The sequence below is a fragment of the Providencia sp. JGM181 genome, assembly GCF_018257375.1.
Classification (GTDB): Bacteria; Pseudomonadota; Gammaproteobacteria; order Enterobacterales; family Enterobacteriaceae; genus Providencia; species Providencia lanzhouensis.
In genome coordinates, this window is sequence record NZ_JAERJY010000184.1 from 1 (window position 1) to 5,715 (window position 5,715).

At 40.4% G+C, this 5,715-nt stretch carries 5 protein-coding genes; 4 read left to right on the forward strand and 1 reads right to left on the reverse strand.

Annotation, left to right across the window (positions count from 1 at the left end; all coding sequences use genetic code 11):
• From JK188_RS16095 to JK188_RS16110, 4 genes are all read left to right on the forward strand, one after another.
• The coding region (locus JK188_RS16095) for a hypothetical protein (protein WP_211888671.1) at window positions 1–547 on the forward strand (547 nt) is incomplete at its 5' end.
• The gene (locus JK188_RS16100; RefSeq protein ID WP_211887829.1) at window positions 537–1,415 is read left to right on the forward strand and encodes a DMT family transporter; all 879 of its coding nucleotides are present in this window, start codon (window positions 537–539) and stop codon (window positions 1,413–1,415) included. The genes JK188_RS16095 and JK188_RS16100, both read left to right, overlap by 11 nt.
• A gap of 180 nt (window positions 1,416–1,595) precedes the next feature.
• Window positions 1,596–2,024, forward strand: coding sequence for a DUF2946 domain-containing protein (locus JK188_RS16105; protein ID WP_211887822.1), 429 nt, complete (start codon window positions 1,596–1,598; stop codon window positions 2,022–2,024).
• 181 nt (window positions 2,025–2,205) lie between these two features.
• Window positions 2,206–4,248 carry a TonB-dependent copper receptor gene (locus tag JK188_RS16110; protein WP_108478300.1) on the forward strand — a complete coding sequence of 681 codons (2,043 nt, stop codon included), beginning with the start codon at window positions 2,206–2,208 and terminating at the stop codon, window positions 4,246–4,248.
• A 54-nt stretch (window positions 4,249–4,302) separates the two neighbouring features.
• On the opposite strand, the gene JK188_RS16115 is transcribed toward JK188_RS16110, so the two are convergent.
• Window positions 4,303–5,187: a helix-turn-helix domain-containing protein gene (locus tag JK188_RS16115; RefSeq protein WP_211887823.1), complete on the reverse strand. Its 885-nt coding sequence runs from the start codon at window positions 5,185–5,187 to the stop codon at window positions 4,303–4,305.
• Window positions 5,188–5,715 lie beyond the last annotated feature (528 nt).

A 5,715-nucleotide genomic window follows, 5' to 3' on the forward strand; every position in this document is an offset into this window, starting at 1 on the left:
AGACAGAAATAAATGTGCCCCAGTGGATTACTATAAAAATAAGCACTCTAAGTTTGAGATAGAACAAGAAAGAGAAAAAGCACTACAAGAATATCATCAAGGGAATTTTTGCTATTCATTTAGGCGAGTAACCGATAATCAACAGGGAAAAGAGGTTTCATCCTTTTTAGAGATTAAAGCATTTTTAGATAGCAAAAAATTCAAATTCTTTCTGTCTGAAATAACGAAAAAAAGTATCAATACATTATCGCTATGTTATTTAAGCTGGTTTGATTTAGGGGATTTCCTAGCCACACACTGCGACTCTGGTTCCTGCATTAATATTGTCATTAACTTTACGAAAGGTTGGGAGAGTAACCATGGTGGCTTGACTTTTATTTTGGACAAACAGAAAGAAAACATCATAGAAGCATTAGTACCAACGTATTTGAGTACATTAATTATTGATACGGGAGAAAAAAGTATTCCCCATTTTGTCTCAATGGTGAATTCGGTAGGTGTTAGAGGCGCTAAAAGAATGGCGGTGGTTGCTCGATATGACGCATAAAAATACGGTCATTATATTTTCAGCGATAATATCTATACTGTGGGGAATGGGGTTTCCGATCTCGAAAATCGGCATTGGAATTGTTGGGGCATGGGTATTCCGATTCTACTCTGCATTGATAGCTTTGCTGGTGCTGTTATTTGTATTTTTCTTTATATATAAAAAGCAATTTATAGCGAACCATTTTATTCGTTGCATTCCTCTTGGCATTTTAAATATGTTCCTCGTGCCAATATTAAACAACATTGCGCTCCAATTTACGGACTCCGTTAAGGCGTCAGTATTGGTCTATACCATGCCAGCGATAACGTCTTGCTTTGTGATGATAAGTCAGCGGAAGATAATCTTGAACTCGTTGATTGTCTCGGTACTTTGTGGACTTGGAATTCTGTTTTTTACCTCATTTGATGTGATGAGCTATGGTGAGGTGATTATCTTGCTAAGTGCATTTGCATGGGCGCTAGGAACCTTTCTATCAGGACACATTGCCGTCAGCGTTGATGTTTTTTCAAAGGTGCTTTATCAAAATATCACTTCATTCTTGATTATATTGATTTTTACGATGTTTCTATCTGTCAATTTAGATCTGACAAGCTATGGATTGAGTTACCATAGATTGATGACGGAATTACTGATTCCCGTGATTTTTATCGGTGTAGCAAATGGTGTTCTAGTTTACATTTTATGGTTTTACATGATTGATCATGGCGGGGCTGAATTATCGTCTTATTCAATTCTTATTTCACCGATGATGAGTGTGGTTATTTCTTATTACTACTTAGGCGAAGCAATAAACTTGAATATGTTGATTGGAATGGTTTTGATTTTTACCAGTGTTGCTTTGGTCTTTTTGAAGAAGGAAAACTAACGGATACATTTTTGCCTATATTGATTAACGCTGTATTGTCTAACCCAAGTTAGTTAGTTTATTCGTCTGACTAGCGAACTGCATTTTGCTTTAACAATAATGTCAAAAAACAATAACAATAAGCCTCTTATTAAGATACAATCTGCGCCCATCTATAGGCTATGAAACACCGGAAAACCGTTGCATTTACGTCACGCGATTCGACAATTTGCCGCTTACCTTGCCTTACTCGCTGTTGCGATGTTGTTCGTTGCGCCATTGATTTCAAAATCAATGTCACACATGAACGATTGCTCAATGGGGCATGGGGAAATGGCGGAGCATTCGGTGCAGCAGCATCAAGAAATGCCATTGTCTGAACATTGCGAAGATGGCGGTGCGATGAACCATATGCTGATGACGGGAATCGGGCAATCACCGATGGAAGACATCGCGTGTGGTTACTGCCAGCTACTTGTTCACTTCCCATTTTTGATTTTATTTGTTGCTGCGGTGATCCGCCAATTAGCAACCCTCGCTATCTTTGTTCCTTTCGAACGTTGTATTCAATTACGAATTTTCCGTCCTTGGTCATTACAGCTAGCTCGCGCACCACCGACATCCTATTGATTCTTATTTCTTTATTTAACGTAATTTAAAACTGCATTTTGTCTTCAATGGACAAAACCACTTCGCTTATCCTGAAATTTGGCTTCATTTTCAGGAGGCTAGGCTGTTTTTCAAAAGAAGCTGAGTGGTCATTAACTCCTTGAGTTAATAGCAGTAAGAAACAGATAAAAATAGGCTAAAAATGAACTCAATTAATTTTAAATTTGCACCTATGACTGCGCTGGTGATTTCGGCTATCGCGTCAACATCCACTTTCGCCAAAGAAGAAAATCAAAGCTCAATCACCGATAGCTCAGTGATGATTGTCACCGCGCCAGTGGACTCGCCGTTAACTATTTCAACATCGCCTAAAACCCCAAGACAGCCAGTACCTGCGAGTGATGGCTCTGATTACTTGAAAACGATCCCCGGTTTTTCCCAAATCCGTAACGGTGGAACAAATGGCGACCCTGTTTTTCGTGGCATGTTTGGTTCTCGTCTTAAGATCATGACGAATGACAGTGAAATGTTGGGAGCGTGTCCTTCCCGTATGGATGCGCCGACATCCTATATTTCACCGGAAAACTTTGACTTGCTCACCATGGTGAAAGGTCCTCAAACCGTATTATGGGGACCTGGAAACTCGGCGGGAACGGTGCGTTTTGAGCGTGAAAAACCTGTCTTTACGGAGGGGGGCATTCAAGGTAATGCGAGTGCATTGACGGCATCGAACCAGCGTTGGGATGCTAATGCTGATGTGAGCTTGGGCAATGAGAAAGGCTATGTACGCCTGACTGGCAATAAATCTCACTCTAATGACTATAAAGATGGTAACGGGAACAAAGTACCGTCTAAATGGGATAAATGGAATGCGGATGTTGCAGTGGGCTGGACGCCGGATGAATACACATTACTCGAGCTTTCCGCAGGGAAAGGTGATGGTGAAGCGCGATATGCAGGGCGAGGTATGGATGGCTCTCAATTCAAGCGTGAAAGCTTAGGATTACGTTTCGAGAAAAGCAATATCGGTGAGGTATTCGATAAAATCGAAGGGAATGTTTACTACAACTACGCCGACCATATTATGGATAACTATTCACTGCGTAGCCCAACGAGCACAATGGGATCTGGCGGTGGGCATATGGGCGGTGGCCATGGCGGGCACGGTATGATGATGAATATGCCAATGAAAATGCGTGTTGACCGCGAGACGATGGGCGGTCGAGTCATGGGGACGTGGTTATGGAGTGATTATGAGCTGCGTACTGGTGCAGATATGCAGACCAATAAGCACCGTAAAAACAGCAATAATAGCTGGAAAAAAGATGCAGAATTTCAAGATTATGGCGTATTCAGTGAGGTCACTTGGACTGCGAGCGAGCAAGGTAAGGTGATTGGTGGTGGACGTTTAGACCGCGTATTGGTGGATAATTACACCGATGTAGGGTCTTCCGGTCGTAACACCGTCATGCCAGCAGGATTCGTTCGCTATGAACATGCATTACCTGAAACGCCAGTGATGCTATACGCAGGGGTAGGGTATACAGAAAGATTCCCAGATTATTGGGAGTTATTCTCGCCAAAAATGGGTCCGAATGGCAGCAAAAATGTTTTCGACAATGTGAAAACCGAGAAAACGACACAGTTAGATATTGGTGCGAAATACAATGATGATAAAGCCAATGCATGGATTTCTGCTTATGTAGGGCGCGTTGATGATTTTATTTTATTCCGCTATAGCCCAACTAACGCCAGAATGAGCCAAGTTGAAAACGTCAATGCGATGATCATGGGCGGTGAAATGGGCGTCGCTTATCAACTCAGCGATGAGTGGAAAGCCGATGCAAGCCTTGCGTATTCTTGGGGGAAAAATAGAACTGATGGACGTGCACTGCCTCAAATGCCGCCATTGGAAAGCCGTTTAGGTTTAACGTGGGAAAAAGGCGATTGGACAACGACGGGGTTGGTGCGCATGGTGAGTCGTCAAGATCGCGTAGCAATCAACGAAGGTAACGTGGTTGGAAAAGACTTCAGCGAAAGTGCAGGTTTTACGGTATTTTCGATGAATACTGCATACCGTATTAATGAAAGTGTAAAACTGAGTGCGGGTGTTGATAACTTGTTTGATAAAACCTACAGTGAGCACTTGAACTTAGCAGGTAATAGCGGATTTGGTTATTCGTCCAATAGCCCTGTAAATGAGCCAGGTCGAACATTCTGGGGTAAACTGAACGTCACGTTCTAATTTATTCAGTACTGAATGAAGCTAACAACCCGTGTAAAAGCGGGTTGTTAGTTTTTATGTAATCACAGGAATATAGTAATTCAGCTCTTGGATGTAAGTATGAGGGTGACTAGTAAAATCCTCATAAGTTGGCGTTGATTTTAAAACATAATGTTCGATATCAGCGCCTAAGCCGCGAGCAATATCCATCTCGGCGAGCACTTTTCCATAAACGGTATAAATAATGTCGTTATAGTCAGTGCCTTGTAAATTACCGATAAATTTAATTTGCAAATAATTGCCAGCAGGAACCATCAGTTTTTTAGTAAATGGTGGCATGACATCAAGATCGTTTTCATCAAATGCAGTGGAATAGAGGAAGCGACCTTCTTCATCGGAGCTTTTATCGACCCCGTGGATAGCATACAAGTTTTTGGCAACAATCTTGTTTCTATCTAAAAAGTTTTTCCAATACTGGCGTCGTAACTCTTCAGTTTTTAAGTTCCACTCATTAATGCCTTGTGTGTAGCGATGAGTCATTCCCACTAAGTGGATCTCTTTTAATTCAACTAATTCCACATGAGCTTCGAGTTCTTTACTTTCACGTAGAGGAAGGCAGAATCCTTCAATATGCCAGCCTGAGCGTTTACGATATTCAGAAGGCGTTACACCAAATTGTTTCTTGAATGCACGGCAAAAAGTTTGTTGTGAATCAAATCGATAGCGTAGTGAAATATCCATGATGCTATCACTCGTTAAGCGTAAAGCAACCGCAGAGCAGGATAAACGACGAGCGCGAATATAAGCACCTAACGCAAGACCTGTTTGGGCTTTAAATAATCGTTGAAAGTGCCATTTAGTGTATCCAGATTTATCAGCCACGGTATCAAGGGAGAGCCGTGACTCTAAATTTTGTTCGATCCAGAGAATAATTTCCCTGATAACACTTTCTTGTAGCATGGTTACCTTTCCAGTCACTTTTGCAACAGACGTTATTTTAAGAGCCAAATCTGAGCATTAAAGTTAGATAAAACTCATCGTAATTGAACATAGGATAACATGTCTACTGGCAATTTTTTTATATGCAATGTGAAGTTAGGTAAGTTTTAATTGGGTTTTTACACTCGAAATGATGGTTGGTTAGGCTATTAAACAGAGGTACCGTATTAGGAATACGCTGAATTTTTTGATAGCCTACAACGCATTTTTTGTTAACTCAGTCTTTATGCAAAGAAAATGCTATTCATATAAATAGAATTAAAGCGTTTAACAAATGAATAGAATTAAAGCAAATATTCAATAGGTTACTCGATTCAGTTGGTGTGAATATAATTCAATCATCATTCATTAATATTCATATTTTGTATGACAAAATAAGTTATTTGAGAAAAGTTAAATAAATGATAAAAAATTATTCTGATAGTGATAGATGATTTAGTCAGTTATTATTATGATATTGCATGTTGTTTAAGTGAATATGTCATTAGT